The organism is Amycolatopsis sp. lyj-109, assembly GCF_046548995.1.
In the GTDB taxonomy this organism is placed as follows: Bacteria; Actinomycetota; Actinomycetes; order Mycobacteriales; family Pseudonocardiaceae; genus Amycolatopsis.
Genome location: NZ_JAJPWR010000003.1, coordinates 163,272 through 180,058 on the forward strand (window position 1 = coordinate 163,272; position 16,787 = coordinate 180,058).

Here is a 16,787-nt window from a genome sequence, read left to right on the forward strand (position 1 = left end):
AGGTTGACCGGACCGTGATCCGGGTACCCTGGGTCGCGTCAACACGCGGTAAACAAGGAGCAACCATGGCAGCGGGGAACGACGCGGACTCGGCCCGACGGGCGCGCGCCACCCGCTCCGCCGGCCTGTTGCCGCTGGTGATCGGGCTGGCCTCGGCCGCCGCGCTCACCGGCGCCGCGTACATCACGGTGGACAGCGCCTCGTGCGGATCGCCGGCCCAGTACATCCGCCACGACAGCCACGTCGAGCTGGTCGGCGGCTGCGTCGACGGTGCGAAGCTGCCGGCCACCGGAACGCCGTCGGCCGGCGACGTCGTGCACGGCAACTACAACCCCTGACCTGGCGGGTTATCTCCCCGCGTGCCCCGGGATGTCTCAGTGCGGGCTGACCAGAGCGCCCCAATGTGGCCTTCGGTGCGTCAGACGCAACCAAGGCGGCCTTCGGTGCGTCAGACGCACCGAAGGCCGCCTTGGGGCGCTTGGGGCTCAGCCGAGGGCGGCCAGGAGGTCGGCCACCAGGTCGCGGCCGTCCTCGATGCCGACCGAGAGGCGGAGCAGGTCGGCCGGGACCTGGAGGGTCGAGCCCGCCGTGCTCGCGTGGGTCATCTTGCCCGGGTGCTCGATCAGCGACTCGATGCCGCCGAGCGACTCGGCGAGGATGAACAGCTTCGTGCGCGAAGCCACCTCCAGCGCGGCCTGCTCGCCGTCGACGTGGCTGAAGGACACCATGCCGCCGAAGCGGCGCATCTGCTTCGCCGCCGTCTCGTGGCCCGGGTGCTCCGGCATGCCCGGGTAGTAGACCTTCGCCACCTTCGGGTGCTTGACCAGCGCCTGGACGACCTTCTCGGCGTTGTCGCTGTGCCGTTCCATGCGCAGGGCGAGGGTCTTGATGCCGCGCAGGGTCAGCCACGCGTCGAACGGTCCCGGCACCGCGCCCGCGGCGTTGCGCAGGTAGAAGAACTGCTCGCGCAGCTCGTCCTCGTTCGTGATGATCGCGCCGCCGACGACGTCGGAGTGGCCGCCCAGGTACTTGGTCGTCGAGTGCAGGACGATGTCCGCGCCCAGCGACAGCGGGTTCTGCAGGTACGGCGTCGCGAAGGTGTTGTCGACCACCAGGCGGGCGCCGGCGTCGTGCGCGACCCCGGCCAGCGCGGCGATGTCGGCGATGCCGAGCATCGGGTTGGTCGGCGACTCGCACCAGATCAGCTTGGTCTCGGGCCGGATCGCGGCGCGCACCTCGTCGAGGTTCGCCAGGTCGGCGACGGTGTGCTCGACGCCCCACAGGCTGAGCACCTTGTCGATCAGCCGGAACGTGCCGCCGTAGGCGTCGTTGCCGAGCACGAGGTGGTCACCGGGGCGGAGGGTACTGCGCAGCACCACGTCGGACGCGGCCATGCCGGACGCGAAGGCCAGCGCGTGCCGGCCGCCTTCCAACGAGGCCAGCGCCTCCTCCAGCGCCGAACGGGTCGGGTTCGCGGTGCGCGAGTACTCGTAGTCGCCCTCGCGGGTCCCGCCCACGCCGTCCTGCGCGTAGGTCGAGGTCTGGTAGATCGGCACGATCACGGCGCCGGTGCGGGGGTCGGGCTTCTGACCGGCGTGGATCGCGCGAGTCTCGAAACCCAGTACGGAGTAGTCGTCCACCATCGGTTCAGCGTACGGGCCGCCCCTGACATTCCCGCCAGGTGGGATAGCTCTCAGTGCCGCGTCCAGTGGCGGGTGGCCGGCCGGGCCGCGAGCACCAGCAGGGCCACGAGCGGCGCCGCGATGACCATGCCGCGCAGCACAGGGTTGTCGATCCCCGTCGGGCCGGCCACGATGAAGAAGATGAGCTGGTAGCGGAGCGCCAGGTCGACGATCGTTGCGACCAGCGCCAGGACCGCCGCGCCCAGGCACAGCACCCGGCCCGCCTCCACGCGCGCGAGCAACGAGACCCCGCCGAGCAGGAGCAGCAGGCCGATGACCGCGTCGGTGATCTGGCTGGGGACCAGCAGATCCTGCTGGTCGAACCCGACAACGAGGGTCCACCAGAAGGTGCCCGTCAGGAACCACAGGCCGCCGAGCACGGCGAGCACCCCGGCGGCGATCGCCGTTCCCGGCCGGGGCTTCGGCGGGGCCGTGACCTCCACTCACCAGCTCCGGTACGAATAAGCACCCTGGCCGGACAGCACCGGGACCACCGACGTGCGGTAGCGCAGGTAGCGGAACGTCGGTGGCAGGAACGCCAGCACCAGGACGAGCACCGCCAGCGCCGCCAGGCCGACGCGGTCGGCCATCGCGAACCCGCCGTGGGTGAACATCGCGTCGGCGAAGCGGGCCGGGGGCACTCCGACCGACATCGGCTCGGTGAGCAGGGCGCCGATGGCCAGCAGGGCCCCCAGGCCGAGCAGGACCGCTCCCGCCGTCGCGCGGAACAGCGTCGCCAACGAACCGAGGAGGAGCACCAGTCCCGCGACGAGGTAGGCGGCGAGGTCCACCAGCACCCAGCCCGGCAGCGCGCCAAGGCTGAATTCGGCCGGCATGTCGAGGAAGATCTTCACCGGTACATATCCCGCGGCGACCGCGGCCGGAAAGCCGAGCATGCCGGCGAGGACCGCCGTTACTCCGGATGGTCGAGTCGATGAATACGAATGCGAATGCGACACCGGGAATCGGTGCGGACCAGTCACAACTCCCCCATCAGGCCGAGCGCGGGACAACGGCGCTCACCCTAACCGGAATCAAGGGAATCAGTCCGGAATGAGAACGGAATTCGGCCGGACGGCGGAACCCAAGATCATTCTTGTGCGGTAGTGGCAGAAATACCGTCACGCGATTACTGACAGTGGCACCACTCCGCAATTGTCCTCTTCGGACAATTGCCGACCGGTGAAATGCATGGTGCCCCGGAGCCGAATCGGCTCCGGGGCACCAATGGTCGTCCTAGCTCACCACTGCTGCTGCGGGGGCTGCGGGGGCTGGCCCGGCTGGCCGAACCCGCCGCTCGGCGGGCCCTGCTGCCCCGGCGGCTGGCCCCAGCCCTGCGGCGGCTGACCCGGCTGACCCGGCTGGCCGTAGCCACCGGGCTGACCCGGCTGGCCGTACCCGCCCGGCTGACCCGGCTGGCCGTAACCACCCGGCTGACCCGGCTGGCCGTAACCACCCGGCTGACCCGGCTGCGGGAAGCCCCCGCTCGACGGCTGTGGGAACCCGCCGCTGGACGGGTTGGGCCCGCCCGGCTGACCGTAGCCACCCGGCTGGCCGTAACCCTGCGGCGGCTGACCCGGCTGGCCGTACCCACCGGGCTGCCCAGGCTGCCCGAACCCGCCCGGCTGCCCGGGCTGACCCGGCTGGCCGAAGCCCGGCTGCTGCGGGCCACCGAAGCCCGGAGGCGGTCCGCCGAAGCCCTGCGGCCCACCCGGCGCGGCACCGCCGCCACCGAGACCGACGAACTGCTGCGTCGCCGGGATGAGCCCGAGCACACCCACGATGAGGATGAGGATGCCCAGGATCAGCGGGGGAAGCCCGATGCCGAACGTGTCCGGGCCGGAAGTCCCGCCGAGCGCCTCGCTGTTCGGGGTCATCCCGATCTTGAGCAGCAGGGCGAAGAGCGCGAGGAGCGCACCACCCGCGACGACCGCGATCGGGACGAACTTCTTGAGGCCGCCCAGCTTGCCCGCGAGCGCCAGCCCGACACCGCCGGCCAGGGAGATCAGCGAACCCAGCAGGATCATGATCACGTAGAACCAGACGAGCCCCGGGCCGATGAGGCCGGCGGCCTCCAGCGCCTTCTGGAGGAACTCCTGGCTCCCGTTGACGATCGTGGAGTAGTCGCTCGCGTCACCCATGTAGTTGAACGAGATGATGAGCGCGATCAGGCCCAGCAGGGTGACGATGCCACCGGCGATGTAGCCGAAGAGGGCGTTGCCGCCCGCGGCCGGCGCGCCGAACGGCTGCTGCGACCCGCCGAAACCGGGCTGCTGCTGGCCACCGAAACCGGGCCCGCCGAACCCCTGCGGAGGCTGGCCGAAGCCCGGCTGCTGCCCGAAGCCACCCTGCTGGCCCGGCTGCCCGTACCCGCCGGGCTGCTGGGCGTACCCACCGGGCTGCTGCCCGAAGGCCGCGGCCGGGTTGTCGGCCGCGCTGGGCGGCGGGGTGTACGGGATCGCCGGCGGCTGGGAGCCCGGGGGCACCAGCTGCGTCGAGTCCGCGACCGGAGCGTCGCCGCCGACCGGGCTCACCATCTGGGTCGCGTTCGCGTCGAACGGCGGCATCGCCTGGGTCGCGCCCGCCCCGCCGTCACCCGGCCGGACGACCTGGGTCGGCTCCGGCGTCTCCCCGAACGGGGAACCGCCCTGGTGCTGGGCGGGCTGGACGACCTGGGTCGGTTCCGGGCTGCCGAACGGGTCCTGCTGCGGCTGGGGGCCACTCGGCGGGCCTTGGGGTGGCTGGCCGCCACCCCACGGCTGGTTCGGTGGCTGCGGTGCACTCATGTGGGTCTTGAACCCCCTTGACGAGAACGCGAAAGTGTTCTATTCGCGACCACGCTATCGGATCGCCCGGCAGGGCGCTCGTAACGCCCCTGCCGGGTTCGCCGATGAAGACTCTTCTGAGGCCTCTTCCGGGGCCTCTTCCGGGGCGCGGTCAGCGACCGGCCAGGAAGCCCAGGAGGTCGTGCCGGGTGAGGACCCCGGCCGGCTTGCCGTCGACCAGCACGAGCGCGCCGTCGGCCCCTTCGAGCGCGGTCATCGCCGCGCCCACCTGCTCGCCGCCGCCGATCGTCGGCAGCGGCGGGGACATGTGCTGCTCGAGCCGGTCGGCCAGCTGCGCCTTGCCGGTGAACAGCGCGTCCAGCAGGTCACGCTCGTTGACGGCGCCGACGACCTCGGCGGCCATCACCGGCGGCTCCGCGCTGACGACGGGCATCTGGCTCACGCCGAATTCGGAGAGGATCGCGATGGCTTCGGCGACGGTCTCGTTCGGGTGAGAGTGCACGAGATCGGGCAGCGAGCCGCTCTTCTTCGTGAGCACGTCGGCGACCGTCGCGCCCGAGGAGTCCGGCGGCAGGAAGCCGTAGGAGGACATCCAGGTGTCGTTGAACACCTTCGTCAGGTAGCCGCGGCCGCCGTCGGGCAGCAGCACGACCACGACGTCGTCCTCGGTGAGCCGCTCGGCGAGCTTCAGCGCGGCGGCGACGGCCATCCCGCAGGAGCCGCCGACCAGCAGGCCCTCCTCCAGCGCGAGGCGCCGGGTGACCTGGAAGGAGTCGGCGTCGGAGACCGGGATGATCTCGTCGGCGACGCCGCGGTCGTAGGTGTCCGGCCAGAAGTCCTCGCCGACGCCTTCGACCAGGTACGGGCGGCCGCTGCCGCCGGAGTAGACCGAGCCCTCCGGGTCGGCGCCGACGACCTGCACGGCGCCGTCGCTGACCTCCTTGAGGTACTTGCCGGTGCCGGAGATCGTGCCGCCGGTGCCGACGCCCGCGACGAAGTGCGTGATCTTGCCCTCGGTCTGCGTCCACAGCTCCGGGCCGGTCGAGAGGTAGTGGCTCTCCGGGTTCTGCGGGTTGGCGTACTGGTTGGGCTTCCAGGCGCCCTCGATCTCGCGGACCAGGCGGTCGGAGACGTTGTAGTAGGAGTCCGGGTGCTCGGGCGCGACCGCCGTCGGGCACACCACGACCCGGGCGCCGTACGCCTTGAGCACGTTGCGCTTGTCTTCGCTGACCTTGTCCGGGCAGACGAACACGCACCGGTAGCCCTTGCGCTGGGCGACCATGGCCAGCCCGACGCCGGTGTTGCCGGACGTCGGCTCCACGATCGTGCCGCCCGGGCGCAGCTCGCCGGATGCTTCGGCGGCCTCGATCATGCGCAGCGCGATCCGGTCCTTGACCGAGCCACCCGGGTTCAGGTACTCGACCTTGGCCAGCACGAGCGGCTTGAGCCCCTTGGTCAACGAGTTCAGCTTGACCAGCGGGGTGTTGCCCACGAGGTCTGCGATGTGCTCTGCGTACTCCACGACCACCAGCCTAAACGGCGCACCGGTGACGTTGTCCACTCGTGGTCCACTCGTGCGGGATCGGCCCCCGGGGAGTGGCGCAGGTCGCGTTCGGCTTTGCCGCCGGCGCCGCGCCCGGCAGTATGGTGAGCAACTGCTTAGCTCGCGATACGAGGATGTGTCACGTCATGCCTGAAGCCGTCATCGTCTCCACCGCGCGCTCGCCCATCGGGCGGGCCAACAAGGGCTCGCTGGTCGGCATCCGGCCCGACGACCTGACCGTGCAGATGGTTCGCGCGGCGCTGGCCAAGGTGCCGCAGCTGGACCCCGCCGACATCGACGACCTGATGCTGGGCTGCGGCCTCCCCGGTGGTGAGTCCGGGTTCAACATGGGCCGCGCGGTCGCCGTCGAACTGGGTTACGACCACCTGCCCGGCTGCACGATCACCCGGTACTGCTCCTCCAGCCTGCAGACCACGCGGATGGCGTTCCACGCGATCAAGGCCGGCGAGGGCGACGTCTTCATCTCGGCCGGCGTCGAGACCGTCTCGCGGTTCGGCAAGGGCAGCTCGGACTCCTGGCCCGACACGCACAACCCGCTGTTCGCCGACGCCGAGGCGCGCACCAAGGCGACCGCCGAGTCCGGCGCCGACACCTGGACCGACCCGCGCACCGAGGGCACCGTCCCGGACGTCTACATCGCGATGGGCCAGACCGCGGAGAACCTGGCGCGGCTGAAGGGCGTCACGCGCGAGGACATGGACGAGTTCGGCGTCCGCTCGCAGAACCTGGCCGAAAAGGCCATCGCGGACGGCTTCTGGGCCAAGGACATCACCCCGGTGACGCTGCCGGACGGCACGGTCGTCTCGAAGGACGACGGCCCGCGCGCCGGCGTCACCGTCGAAGGCGTCTCCGGCCTGAAGCCGGTGTTCCGCCCGGACGGCCGGGTCACGGCGGGCAACTGCTGCGCGCTCAACGACGGCGCGGCGGCACTGGTGATCATGTCCGACACGAAGGCGCGTGAGCTGGGCCTGACGCCGCTGGCGCGGATCGTGTCCACCGGCGTCACCGGGCTTTCGCCGGAGATCATGGGCTACGGCCCGGTCGAGGCGTCCAACCAGGCGCTCTCGCGCGCGGGGCTGTCGATCGGCGACATCGACCTGGTCGAGATCAACGAGGCGTTCGCGGCGCAGGTCATCCCGTCGTACCGGGACCTGGGCATCGACCTGGACCGGCTGAACGTCAACGGCGGCGCGATCGCGGTCGGCCACCCGTTCGGCATGACCGGCGCCCGGATCACCTCGACGCTGATCAACTCCCTGCAGCACCACGACAAGCAGTTCGGCCTGGAGACGATGTGCGTCGGCGGCGGCCAGGGCATGGCGCTGATCATCGAGCGCCTTTCCTGACCCGAGCGCCCCAAGGCGGCCTTGGTTGCGTCAGACGCACCCAAGGCGGCCTTCGGTGCGTCTGACGCACCGAAGGCCACATTGGGGCGCTATTCGTTCGTCTTGACGCACATCGTCGTCGCCGGCTCCGGGTACACCGCGACGCGGGTGGCGTCGGTCCCCTCGCAGACGTTCTTGTCCGCCTGGCCCGTCGCGACCTTGACGAGTTCGCCGTCCTTGGTCGGGTCGGTGCAGGGGACCTTCAGGTAGCCCTTGGTCTTGGACGTGAAGTTCGCCAGGCAGTCGCCCTGCTTCGCGTTGATCATCAGGCACAGCTTGTACGAGCTGCGGCCGCTGACCGAGTAGGTGTCGTAACCCGCGTCCGACCCGCCGGGGCAGTCCTCCGAGGAGGTCTCCAGCTTCTTGGCGATCTTGACGTTCGCCTTCGGGTCGTTGCAGTCGGCCTTCGCCGGGTCGTCGCCGCCCTGGGTGAACTCGGTGATGGTGAGGCAGTCACCGGCGTTCGAGGTGGCCGGCGACTTCATGAAGGAGACGATCCCGATGATGACGATCGCGACCACCACGATCGCACCGATGCCGCCCAGGATCAGCCTGGGAGCCTTCGAGCGCTTCGGCGGAGCCGGCGGCGCGGGCGGGAACTGACCGGGCGGCGGGCCGTACTGGCCGGGCTGCCCCTGCGGCGGCTGACCGTACTGGCCGGGCTGGCCGTACGGCTGCTGCTGCTGGCCGCCCGGAGGCGGTCCGTAAGGATCGGGCTGACCCACCGGCTGCTGGCCCCCGGGGGCCGGAGGGGGAACGCTCACTGTGAACCTCACACATGTGAAATTGAGAACCGACCGGCCCATCAAACACGCAGGGTGAGCGGAACCCGCAACGGGGTCCCTATATGCACGAATTAGACACAGAAAAGGCGCCCCGATGGTTACGGAGCGCCTTCACTGCGGAACTGTGAGCCAGGTTACTCGCGGAAGTACGAGAGCAACCGGAGGATCTCGAGGTACAGCCAGACCAGCGTGGTCATCAGGCCGAACGCGGTGTACCAAGCCCACTTCGACGGCATGCCCTCGCGGATCATCCGGTCCGCCTGGTCGAAGTCGAGCAGGAAGCTGAAGGCCGCGATGCCGATGCAGACGAGGCTGAAGATGATGGCGATCGTGCCGCCGCCGCGCAGCGGGTTGAAGCCGAAGGCCAGTGAGCTGATCAGGTTGAACAGCATCAGGATGGCCACACCGACGGTGGCACCGACGATCCACTTGGTCAGCTTCGGCGTGACCTTGACCGCGCCGGTCTTGTAGACCACCAGCATGCCGATGAACACACCGGCGGTGCCGATGATCGCCTGCAGCGCGATGCCGGGGTAGATCGCTTCGAACACGCCGCTCAGCGCGCCGAGGAACAGGCCTTCGGCCGCCGAGTACGTCAGCGTCAGCGCGCCACTGGGCTTCTGGCGGAAGATGATCACCAGCGAGATGACGAGCCCGACGACGAGGCCGCCGAGCATCGCACCGAGGAGCGCGCCGGAGATCCGGCCGGTCTCCGTGATCTGGACCTGCGCCCAGATCGCCGTGATCACCCCGACGAGCAGCGCGACGCCGAGGGACATCCCCGTCTTGACGACGACGTCGTCGACGGTCATCGGGCGATCGCCCTCGCCGGAGGTCGCCCGGCCGGGACCGTACCCGGGCACGCCGCCCTGGGGTTGGTTGAAGCCCACCGGGGGCCCGTACTGGCCGTAAGTCTGGGTTCCGCCGCCGGGCAGGTTGCGGAACGCCGGGTTGCTACTGGAACGCACCTGATCCTCCTGGATCTGCTGCTTTGTGAATCATCGCTGCATCGGGTTCAACGACCGCCGCGGGCCTGCGGTTCCCGTCGAGTAAAGACCACTTTACTCGACGGCAGCCCGCCTGCCTCGGACGACACGGTAAGCGACGGATGTCACGACCGTTCGGCGACAGCCACCCGAAGAGCGGTACACAGTTTTCCCCCTTGGCGCAACGCTCACTTCGCGTGCTCGGATCTTCACCGAACGCGCGTCGGGGCTTGATCAGTCGTGTGACCTGCAGAGACGCCGGGCGCTGCCGCGCGTCGAACGAAGGAGCATTGACACCATGGGGTGGTCAGCACGCCCGCGCGCGGGAGTTCGCGCGCTCACCGGCCTCGTCGCCGCGGCCCTGCTCGGCACGCTTTCCGTGACGGCCGGCGCCGCACCGGCCTCGGCTGCCAGCCAGGAGGGCATCGGGCACGACGTCGGCGGCCAAGCGGGCTTCGGCTCGGTCTGGCTGGGGTCGTACGTCGTCGGCGGGCAGCAGGTGTTCTGCGTGAGCTTCCTGCTCAAGGCGCCGGACACCGACGAGCAGTACAAACCCGGCGACGAGTTGCTCACGAAGTGGGGCACGAAGCTGCCCGCCGACGAAGCCGCGAACATCTCCTACCTGCTGCTGCGCTACGGCGACACCAAGAACGCGGACGAGGCGACCGCGCTCGCGCACCTGCTGCACTCGTGGACCGCGGCGCCGCGGTCCCCGGCCGACCTCGAGCCGAGCCTGCCCAAGGACAAGATGGCCTACAACGCGCAGGCGCACCTCGACTTCATGCGCGAGCACGGCTTGCAGGCCGCGGCCGACGCCGTCGAGCGGCTGGAGACGGACGCCGAAACCAACCGCGGGCCGTGGACCGCTTCGATGACCACCCCCAAGGGCGACCAGCACCTCGGCGAAGCGGCCGAGTGGACCGCGACCGTGAAGAACGCCCACGGCAAAGGTGTCCCGGGCGTCGCGGTGAAGCTGACGGCGACCGACGCCACCCTCGACGGCGACAAGGCGGACAGCGCCGCGGGCAACGCGAGCCCGCAGGCCGCTGCGAAGGACGTCACGCTGAAAACCGGCGCCGACGGCACCGTGGCCGTGAAGCTGACCCCGACCGGCGACAAACCGAAGCTGGTGGCCTCGCTCACCGCGCCGGCGGACCGGCCGTACGTCCGGCTGCCGATCGACACCGCGGTGCAGCGCGTCGTCTCCACCGGCGGCGAGAAGGAACTGACCGCCCAGGGCGTCGTCAACGTCGCGAAGCCCGGCAAGGTCCAGGTGACCAAGACGGACGCGACCACGGGCCAGGGCGTCGGCGGCGCGGTCCTGCGGATCACCGCCAAGGACAAGACGTCCGCGGCGCTCGGGCAGGACGGCAAGCCGCTCACCGGGGCCGACGGCAAGCCCGCGGTCGTCACCACCGACGGCAAGACCGGCGGCGTGACGGTCGAGAACCTCCGCGCCCCGCAGGAGATCTGCGTCGTCGAGGCGAGTCCGCCGCCGGGCTACACGAACGCCTTCGACCCGAAGAACCCGCCGTCGGCGTGCGGCACGCTGAAGCCGGGCGAGACGCTCGCCCTGACCGTGGCGAACAAGGCGAACGAGGTCCCGCGCGCGATCCCGGCCGGCGACCAGCCGGTCGCGCTGGCGCACGGCGTCGTCGAGACGAGCTACTCCGGGCCGGGCCTGGCCGGGCTCGGCCTGCTCGTGCTGCTGGCGGCCGGGCTGATCGGCGTCGCCGCGCGGCGGGCGTCCCGGCGGTAACGACGTGGTGAAGCACGGCGGCGACTGGCAAGGCGAAGACTGGTTCGTCGAGGAATGGCACCGGGGCACCGGCTGGGCGGCCGTAGAGGACGAACCGCCCGTCCACCCGGCCCCGCCCGCGCCGAAGCCCCGCCGGGGCCGGCTGCTCACCGGCTTCGCCCTCGGCGCGGCCACGGTGCTCGCGGCCCAGTTCGGCGCCACCGTGTTCACCGCGCCGCCGGTGGCGGTCGTGGCCGGCACGGCGTTGCCCGCCGCGGGCGCGGCGGGAGCCGCGGCTCCGGTGCCGTCCCCATCCCCGACGGCCACCGCTTCCCCGGCTCCGGCCGCGCCGGCCGCGCAGACGCCGTCCCCGGCCGCGCAGACGCCGTCCCCACCGCCGCAGCCGCCGGGTACCGTCCGGCTGCCCGCCGGCGGGACGGCGACGCTCGTGCGCAAGGACCTCGGCCCGGGTGGCGAACTGCCGGTGCCCACCGACCTCGGGCAGGCGACGTGGTGGGGCGCGTCACTCGACGCGGCGGGCGGGGCGAGCGTGTTCGCCGGCCACGTGAACTGGCGGGGCGCGACCGGGCCGTTCGCCGAGCTGTGGAGCGCCCGGATCGGCGCCGAGGTGACCATTGTGGACAGTGCGGGCAAGACGTGGCGGTACCGGATCTCACAGCTGGTCACGGTGCACAAGAGCGACCTGCCGGCCCGGGCGGACTACCTGTTCGGCCCGTCCGGCCCGCACCGCGTGGTGCTGGTGACGTGCGGCGGCCGCTGGGTCGGCGGATCGGACGGCTACGAGGAGAACCAGGTCGTCATCGCGGACCCCAGCTAAGTTACTCGTGGGTAACATCACGTTTCGACACGGTGGTCGTCGGCGTCGCCATGCAGCAGAATGCCCAGGGTCAGGGCGGTGCGGCGAGAGGTGAGAAGACGATGACGACGTTCTTGGTGACCGGGGCGACCGGACTGATCGGGCGTCACTTCACCCGGCTGCTGCTCACCCGCCCCGAAGACGACCGCGTCGCCCTCGTGGTGCGCGCCTCCTCGCGGGCCAAGCTGGCGGCGCTGGTCGACCAGTGGCCGCACTCCGACCGCGTCACGCTCGTCACCGGCGACCTCGGCGAGCCGCTGCTCGGCGTGTCCGAAGCCGACCGCGAGCAGCTGCGCGGGAGCGTCGACCACGTCGTCCACCTCGCCGCGCTCTACGACCTCACCGCCGACGACGAAGCCAGCATCAAGGCCAATGTGGACGGTACGCAGGCCGTCGTCGACCTCGCCGCGGACCTGCGCGCGGGCTGCCTGCACCACGTGTCGTCGGTGGCCGTCGCGGGCGACCACGAAGGCGTGTTCACCGAGGAGATGTTCGACGCCGGGCAGCGGCTCGTCACGCCGTACCACCGGACCAAGTTCGAAGCCGAGAAGATCGTCCGCGAGCAGGACCGGGTGCCGTGGCGGGTGTACCGGCCGGCCGTCGTCGTCGGGCACTCCGAGACCGGCGAAATGGACAAGATCGACGGCCCGTACTACCTCTTCCCCGCGATCAACCGGCTCTCCGGGCTGCCCGACGTGCTCCCGTTCGTCGGCCCCGACCTCGGCGACACGAACATCGTGCCGGTCGACTACGTCGCCAAGGCCCTGCTGGAGCTGGTGGTCAAGCCGGGGCTCGACGGCCACGCCTTCCACCTGGTCAACCCCGAGCCGCAGCCGGTCGTCTCGGTGTACAACGCCTTCGCGCGGGCCGCGGGCGCGCCGACGATCACCGTGCAGCTGGGCGAAGGCCTCTCGAAGCGGATCGTCGGGCTGGTCAAGCTGACCGAGCACATCCCCGGCGTCACCATCGCGCGCGACGCCGTCATGGAGCGCTTCGGCATCCCGCCGGTGCTGCTGGACACGATGGCGTTCCCGTCCGTGTTCTCCTCGGCCGAGACGCGCAAGGCGCTGGCCGGCACCGTCGAGGTCCCGCGGCTGGAGGAGTACGCGCCGACGTTGTGGCGCTACTGGCGCGAGCACCTCGACCCGTTCCGCGCACGCAAGCACGGCCCGCGCGGCGAACTGGACGGCCGCCGCGTGATCATCACCGGCGCGTCCTCGGGCATCGGCCGCGCGACCGCGCTGAAGGTCGCCGCCGCGGGCGGTGTCCCGCTGCTCGTCGCGCGCCGCCGGCACGAGCTGGAAGAGGTCCGCGACGAGATCGTCGCCGCCGGCGGCACGGCCTCGGTGTACCCGGCCGACCTGACCGACGAGGACTCGGTGCACAAGGCCGTCGACGCGATGCTGGCCGAGCACGGCCGGATCGACATGCTGGTGAACAACGCCGGCCGATCGATCCGCCGCTCGATCAAGCTGTCGTACGACCGGATGCACGACTACGAGCGCGCGATGGCGATCAACTACTTCGGCGCGGTGCGGCTGATCCTCGCGGTGCTGCCGCACATGTCGGAGCGGAAGTTCGGGCACATCGTCAACGTGTCGTCGATCGGCGTGCAGGGCATCGCGCCGCGCTTCTCGGCGTACGCGGCGTCGAAGGCGGCGCTGGACTACTTCTCGCGGATCGCGGCGACCGAGACGCACGGCGACGGGATCACGTTCACCACCATCCACATGCCGCTCGTGCGGACGCCGATGATCCGGCCGACGAAGATCTACGACGCGTTCCCGACGAAGTCGCCGGAGCAGGCCGCGGACATGGTGCTGAAGGCGCTCGTCGAGCGGCCGAAGCACATCGGCACCCCGGCGGGGCAGGCGATCGGGCTGGCCTACACGCTCACGCCGGGCCTCACCGACGCCGTCGCGTACCAGGGTTTCCGGATCTTCCCGGATTCGACCGCGGCGGGCGGTTCGGGCGAACTCAAGATCGGACGTGGCGAGAAACACCTCTCGCGCGCGGCGATGGCGCTGGCCCGGCTCTCCCGCGGCTTTCACTGGTGACTTCTTCTGGTGACGCAGGGTTTCCGGGGTGAGGCCATTCCGGCGACACGGCGACACGTGTTGGTGATTCGTCAAGCCGGAGGGCGGAGGCGGCGGGTGCCCGGGTACGGTCGGGCCCATGGTTCCTGAGCGCGACCCCGCCGCAACCGCCCTCAACGGCCTCCTCCCCCTCCGTCGTGAGTACACCCAGGCTTGGCACGGCTTCGACCGCAACGAAGTCCGGCAGTACCTCGACCACATCGAAGCCCAGCTGCGCCGGGTGCTCAGCGAACGCGACGCCGCCGCCGCGCAGGCCGCCGCCGCGAGCCGCGAGGCCGAGACGGTGCGGCAGCAGGTCGCGGCGCTTGAAGCGCGCGTCGAGGAGCTCAAGAAGCCGCCGGAGCGGCTCGAGGACCTCGACGAGCGGATGCAGCGGACGGTGACGCTCGCGCAGGCACGCGCGGACGAGATCATCAAGCGCGCCGAAGTGGCCGCGGAGAAGACGTGGGCGTCCTCGACGGAGGCGTCGACGAAGCTGCGTGAGCGGTACTCGAAGCTGGTCGCGGAGCTGGACAAGCAGGCCGACCTGCTGCACTCCGAGCACGAGAGCGCGCTGGCGGAGACGCGCGCCGAAGTCCAGCGGCTGACGGTCGAGGCGGCCCAGCGGCGGGAGCTGCTGGACAACGAGGCCGAGCGGAAGCGCCGGAAGATCGAGCGCGAGTTCGAGGCGGCCCAGGCGGCCCAGAAGGCGGCGCTGGAGAAGCACGTCGCCGACCAGCGCACGGCGAGCAAGAACCAGGCGGAGCGCCGGCTCGCGGAGGCGACGGCGGAGGCGAAGCGGCGTCTCGACGAGGCGACCACGGAAGCCAAGCGGCGCCTGGACGAGGCGACGACTCAAGCGGCGCAGCGGACGACGGTGGCGAACCGGAAGGTCGAGCGGCTGGCGGAGATCCGCGAGCAGGCGCGCAAGAGCCTGGCGATGGCGGAGGACATCCTCAACCGGAGCGAGACGCAGCTGGCGACCCTGCCGGAGGAAGCGGTGATCCCGCAGGCGGCGAAGCTGGTCGGCGGTGACACGGAGTCGGCGACCACGCCGGCGGCGCCGGTCGTTCCGGTGGTGCAGCCGTCGATCCCGAAGTCGGCTTCGAAGCCGACGCCGAAGCCCGCTGCGGCCCCCAAGCCCGCGGTCGCGCCGGCGAAGCCCGCGCCGCAGGCGGCGAAGCCGGCGAACTCGAACGGCCCGGCGACGAAGCCGGCGAACGGCAATGGCTCGAACGGCAATGGCTCGAACGGCAACGGCGCGAAGCCGCTGTCGCCGACGGGCAGCAAGCCGGGCAACTGAGTCCCCGCGTCTTGAATGACTCATTCAGGGCTTCGGAGGTCCTGAATGAGTCATTCAAGACACTTCGGCGGGCCCACCCGGCCTGAGCAGCCCCCGATTTCCACGCTACCGGCGGGCACCGACAGTTCCGGTCTCGCCGGCCGGACACTCAAGCGCCCCAAGGCGGCCTTCGGTGCGTCTGACGCACCGAAGGCCGCCTTGGGTGCGTCTCACGCACCGAAGGCCACATTGGGGCGCTCTAGTTGCGGGCCGTCCGGGGCCAGGGGTTGGCCGTCTCCAGCTGGGCCGCCAGGCCCAGCAGCAGTGACTCCCCGCCCGGGCGCGCCACCAGCTGCACCGACGTCGGCAGCCCCGAGACCGCCGACCGGCCCGCCGGGACCGTGATCGCCGGGTAGCCCGCGAAGTTCCACTGGCCCGTGAAACCCGCCAGGCGCGTCGACGGCAGCACGTTCGCCAGCCACCCGCGTTCGTGCCAGCGGCCCGCCTTCACCGGCCAGTGCGACAGCGTCGGCGTCAGCAGCACCTCGTGCGACGCGAAGAACTCCTCCGCCCGGCCCACCCACCGGTCACGCGTCTGCGAGCGGATCAAGCCCGCCCGCTCGACCAGCCGTCCCGCACGGAAGTGGGCTCGCGTCCGGCGTTGCAGGCGTGAACTGTCGAAGTCGCGGGCCTGCTCCGCCGGGCCCGCCAGCCAGCGGGCCGTCATGCCCAGGACCATCGTCGCCGGATAACGCGGTGCGGCCGGGGAAATCGCGTGGCCCGCCGCCGCCAGGTGGCCTGCCGCCGTCGAGACCGCCGCCACCAGCTCCTTCGGGACCGGGCTGGGCAGCAGCGGCACCGTCGTCGACATGCCGATGCGGACCGAAGACGGCGTAGGCACCGAAGCCAGCGAAGGTGCGTCCGCCAGCACCGACAGCAGCAGTGCCGTGTCGGCGACCGTCGTGGCCAGCGGGCCGTGGACCGACATGCCGAACCAGCCGCCCTCCGCCAGCAGGTCCGCGCCCGGCTTCAACCCCACCAGGCCGCACATCGCCGCCGGGAGGCGGACCGAGCCCATGCCGTCCGAGCCGTGGGCCAGCGGGACCAGCCCCGCCGCCACCGCCGCTGCGCTGCCGCCCGACGAGCCGCCCGCCGCGTACGTCGGGTCCCAGGGGTTGCGGGCGATGCCGTCCGGGGTGTCGCTCATCGGCCAGATGCACAGCTCCGGCACCCGGGTCAGCCCGACGATCACCGCGCCCGCCGCACGCAGCCGCGTCGCGATCACGCCGTCCGAATCCGCCCGCGCGGACGATCCCGCCAGCGACCCGTGCGACGCGTACTCGCCGGCCACCTCCGTGACGTCCTTGACCGCGACGGGCACCCCGGCGAGAGGCAGCGACGCCAGATCCGGCCGCGCGGCGACCTCCGCGGCTTCCTTTAGCGCCTCCTCGGCGCGCACCCGGCGGAAGGCGCCGACGACGCCGTCCGCCGCGGCGATCCGCTCGAGGGCCTCCTCGGTGACCTGCACCGGATCGAGCTGCCCGGCCCGGACGGAGGCCGCGATCTCCACTGCCGTGAGCACCATGATCGGACCCTAGTCCACGAAAAGGTGACAGTGGCAAAGAAA

14 protein-coding genes are annotated in these 16,787 nt (G+C 71.2%); 6 read left to right on the forward strand and 8 right to left on the reverse strand.

The genetic code is table 11. The features are described from left to right. Window positions 1-65: 65 nt before the first annotated feature. Window positions 66-338, forward strand: a complete 273-nt coding sequence (locus tag ACLJQF_RS08140) for a hypothetical protein (protein ID WP_410607606.1) — start codon at window positions 66-68, stop codon at window positions 336-338. 147 nt (window positions 339-485) lie between these two features. Here ACLJQF_RS08140 and ACLJQF_RS08145 read toward each other — a convergent pair whose 3' ends face one another. From ACLJQF_RS08145 to ACLJQF_RS08165, 5 genes are all read right to left on the reverse strand, one after another. Then, complete coding sequence (locus ACLJQF_RS08145) at window positions 486-1,643, reverse strand: cystathionine gamma-synthase (RefSeq protein ID WP_410607607.1); 1,158 nt, start codon at window positions 1,641-1,643, stop codon at window positions 486-488. Between the two features lie 50 nt (window positions 1,644-1,693). Further along, window positions 1,694-2,125, reverse strand: coding sequence for a hypothetical protein (locus tag ACLJQF_RS08150; protein ID WP_410607608.1), 432 nt, complete (start codon window positions 2,123-2,125; stop codon window positions 1,694-1,696). Further along, window positions 2,126-2,578, reverse strand: coding sequence for a hypothetical protein (locus ACLJQF_RS08155; protein WP_410607609.1), 453 nt, complete (start codon window positions 2,576-2,578; stop codon window positions 2,126-2,128). A gap of 345 nt (window positions 2,579-2,923) precedes the next feature. Then, window positions 2,924-4,468 carry a hypothetical protein gene (locus ACLJQF_RS08160; protein WP_410607610.1) on the reverse strand — a complete coding sequence of 515 codons (1,545 nt, stop codon included), beginning with the start codon at window positions 4,466-4,468 and terminating at the stop codon, window positions 2,924-2,926. 151 nt (window positions 4,469-4,619) lie between these two features. Beyond that, window positions 4,620-5,990 (reverse strand): cystathionine beta-synthase, encoded by a 1,371-nt coding sequence (locus ACLJQF_RS08165; RefSeq protein WP_410607611.1) that lies wholly within the window; start codon window positions 5,988-5,990, stop codon window positions 4,620-4,622. Window positions 5,991-6,157: 167 nt separating this feature from the next. Here ACLJQF_RS08165 and ACLJQF_RS08170 point away from each other — a divergent pair, with 167 nt between their 5' ends. Beyond that, window positions 6,158-7,378, forward strand: coding sequence for an acetyl-CoA C-acetyltransferase (locus tag ACLJQF_RS08170; protein WP_410607612.1), 1,221 nt, complete (start codon window positions 6,158-6,160; stop codon window positions 7,376-7,378). Window positions 7,379-7,467: 89 nt separating this feature from the next. On the opposite strand, the gene ACLJQF_RS08175 is transcribed toward ACLJQF_RS08170, so the two are convergent. Together ACLJQF_RS08175 and ACLJQF_RS08180 are read right to left on the reverse strand one after the other, a co-directional pair. Further along, the gene (locus ACLJQF_RS08175) at window positions 7,468-8,142 is read right to left on the reverse strand and encodes a hypothetical protein (RefSeq protein WP_410607922.1); all 675 of its coding nucleotides are present in this window, start codon (window positions 8,140-8,142) and stop codon (window positions 7,468-7,470) included. A gap of 194 nt (window positions 8,143-8,336) precedes the next feature. After that, window positions 8,337-9,170 carry a Bax inhibitor-1/YccA family protein gene (locus ACLJQF_RS08180; RefSeq protein ID WP_410607613.1) on the reverse strand — a complete coding sequence of 278 codons (834 nt, stop codon included), beginning with the start codon at window positions 9,168-9,170 and terminating at the stop codon, window positions 8,337-8,339. Window positions 9,171-9,486: 316 nt separating this feature from the next. On the opposite strand from ACLJQF_RS08180, the gene ACLJQF_RS08185 reads away from it, so the two are divergent. The 4 genes from ACLJQF_RS08185 (at window position 9,487) to ACLJQF_RS08200 (ending at window position 15,181) form a co-directional block, all read left to right on the forward strand. Further along, entirely contained in the window at window positions 9,487-10,947 is a 1,461-nt protein-coding gene (locus tag ACLJQF_RS08185; RefSeq protein WP_410607614.1) for a collagen binding domain-containing protein, read from the forward strand. Between the two features lie 4 nt (window positions 10,948-10,951). Then, the gene (locus tag ACLJQF_RS08190; RefSeq protein WP_410607615.1) at window positions 10,952-11,764 is read left to right on the forward strand and encodes a class F sortase; all 813 of its coding nucleotides are present in this window, start codon (window positions 10,952-10,954) and stop codon (window positions 11,762-11,764) included. Window positions 11,765-11,865: 101 nt separating this feature from the next. Further along, the gene (locus ACLJQF_RS08195; protein ID WP_410607616.1) at window positions 11,866-13,860 is read left to right on the forward strand and encodes an SDR family oxidoreductase; all 1,995 of its coding nucleotides are present in this window, start codon (window positions 11,866-11,868) and stop codon (window positions 13,858-13,860) included. 118 nt (window positions 13,861-13,978) lie between these two features. Beyond that, on the forward strand, window positions 13,979-15,181 hold the full coding sequence (locus tag ACLJQF_RS08200) for a cell division protein DivIVA (RefSeq protein WP_410607617.1): 1,203 nt from the start codon (window positions 13,979-13,981) through the stop codon (window positions 15,179-15,181). Window positions 15,182-15,419: 238 nt separating this feature from the next. Here ACLJQF_RS08200 and ACLJQF_RS08205 read toward each other — a convergent pair whose 3' ends face one another. Further along, on the reverse strand, window positions 15,420-16,745 hold the full coding sequence (locus ACLJQF_RS08205; RefSeq protein WP_410607618.1) for an amidase family protein: 1,326 nt from the start codon (window positions 16,743-16,745) through the stop codon (window positions 15,420-15,422). Window positions 16,746-16,787: the final 42 nt, after the last annotated feature.